This window comes from Aeromicrobium sp. (assembly GCF_036676885.1).
GTDB lineage: Bacteria > Actinomycetota > Actinomycetes > Propionibacteriales > Nocardioidaceae > Aeromicrobium.
Genome location: NZ_JAKFCB010000176.1, coordinates 1 through 1,939 on the forward strand (window position 1 = coordinate 1; position 1,939 = coordinate 1,939).

The window sequence follows — 1,939 nt, forward strand, 5'->3', positions numbered from 1 at the left end:
GGCGGCAAGGCGCTCAAGTTCTACGCCTCGGTCCGCATGGACGTGCGTCGCATCGAGACGCTCAAGGACGGCACCGACATGGTCGGCAACCGCACCCGCATCAAGGTCGTCAAGAACAAGCTCGCCCCGCCGTTCAAGCAGGCCGAGTTCGACATCATGTACGGCCAGGGCATCAGCCGCGAGGGCAGCCTGATCGACGTCGGCGTCGACGTGGGCATCGTCCGCAAGGCCGGCGCCTGGTACACCTACGACGGCGACCAGCTCGGCCAGGGCAAGGAGAAGTCGCGCCAGTTCCTCAAGGACAACCCGGACCTGGCCGAGGAGCTCGAGAAGAAGATCTTCGAGCACATGGGCATCGGCGCACAGGCCGACAAGCCCGCGCTCGAGGTCGTCGAGGAGCCCCCGACCGACATCGAGTTCTGACCCTTCGACAGGCTCAGGAACCGGAGGCAGGCCCATGCCAGCAAGACAAGTCGAGGAGATGACTCCGGAGGAGCTCACGAGCTTCGCCAAGGAGATCGTGGTGCGCAAGCTCAGCGAGCGGGCGCACAGCCGCAGCGACCTCGCTCAGGCGCTTGCCAAGAAGCAGGTGCCTGAGGGGGTCGTCGAGGCGACGCTCGACAAGTTCGAGGCCGCCGGACTGATCGACGACGAGGAGTTCGCCCGGTCCTGGGTCCAGGCCCGCCAGCGCGGCAAGGGGTTGTCGTCGCGGGCCCTCGCGATGGAGCTGCGCCGCAAGGGGGTCGACGACGAGATCTCCAAGGAGGTCCTGTCCGAGATCGATCCCGAGGCGGAGATCCAGGCGGCGCACCGGCTCGTGCAGACCAAGCTCCGGTCGATGTCCCGATTCGACGACACGACCAAGATCCGCCGGCTCACCGGCATGCTGGCCCGCAAGGGCTACTCACCCCAGCTGGCGTTCGACGTGGTGCGCCAGGAGCTCGGCGCCGAGAAGCAGGCCCTCGACAGCATGTAGGCGGCGGGAGTGATTGGTCCGGCCCAATCGTTGTGATGGCATGGGTGGGCTGACGATGCGCACGACCGGCATGGTGCTCGTTGTCGTGCTGGCGTCATCGTGCACGTCCGGCTCGCCGGAGCCGGCACCCACGACGGCGAGCTCGGACACGTCGCCTGCACCCGCGACAACATCCCTGCCGCCTCCGAGTTTTGAGGTCCGCCGGGTGCTGGCAGACATCGGCCACCTCGCCGACGACATCGGTCCGCGGCACGCGACCTCCCGGGCGTACGCCCAGGCAGCCGAATGGGTCGAGGATCGCTTCGAGCGGCTCGGCTACGCCGTGAGCAGGCAGGCCGTCGACGCGCCGGCCGGCAACACCTGGGGTGTCGACGTCCCTGCGGGCAACTCACCCAACGTCATCGCGGACCCGCCTGGCTTCGACCCGAGCCGGCCTCATCGGGTCGTCGGCGCGCACCTGGACACCGTGCCCGTCGCACCGGGGGCTGAGGACAATGCCTCGGGCGTCTCGGTCATGCTCGAGCTCGCGAGGGTCCACGCCGACGACGACCGGCCCGTGCGCTTCATCGCGTTCGGGGCCGAGGAGCCGCGCGGTCCCGGCGACGACCTGCACCACTTCGGTTCCCAGGCCTTCGTCAGGAGTCTCGGGCGAGCGGAGCGCGACGCCATGCGGGCCATGGTCTCGCTCGACCGGGTGGGCGTCCGCGGCCCCCAGGTGCCGATCTGCCATGGCGGGCGCGGGCCGGTCCGGGCCCGCAACCAGCTGGCGGCGGTGGCTCGCCGCACGCAGACTCCGCACCGTGTCTGCGGCGACAACAGGACGAGCGACCACTGGTCGTTCGAGCGTGCCGGCCTGCCGGCCGCTCGCCTGGGCAGCGTGCCCTACGCGGGCTATCACTCGCGCGCCGACACGACCGACGTCATCAGCGAGGGCCAGATCCGCCGGGTGGGTCGCATCATGGT

At 69.6% G+C, this 1,939-nt stretch carries 2 protein-coding genes and 1 pseudogene; all 3 read left to right on the forward strand.

Annotated elements, in window-relative coordinates:
- Nucleotides 1-423: pseudogene (locus V6M46_RS08300) on the forward strand (recombinase RecA); the annotation flags it as partial.
- A gap of 34 nt (nt 424-457) precedes the next feature.
- Nucleotides 458-976 (forward strand): regulatory protein RecX, encoded by a 519-nt coding sequence (locus tag V6M46_RS08305; protein WP_332663673.1) that lies wholly within the window; start codon nt 458-460, stop codon nt 974-976.
- Between the two features lie 40 nt (nt 977-1,016).
- A partial coding sequence (locus V6M46_RS08310; protein WP_332663675.1) for a M28 family metallopeptidase occupies nt 1,017-1,939 on the forward strand: 923 nt, incomplete at its 3' end.

Bases quoted from the DNA above. Each gene is read 5' to 3' on its own strand.
- V6M46_RS08305 (WP_332663673.1), top strand. From the start codon at position 458: ATGCCAGCAAGACAAGTCGAGGAGATGACTCCGGAGGAGCTCACGAGC.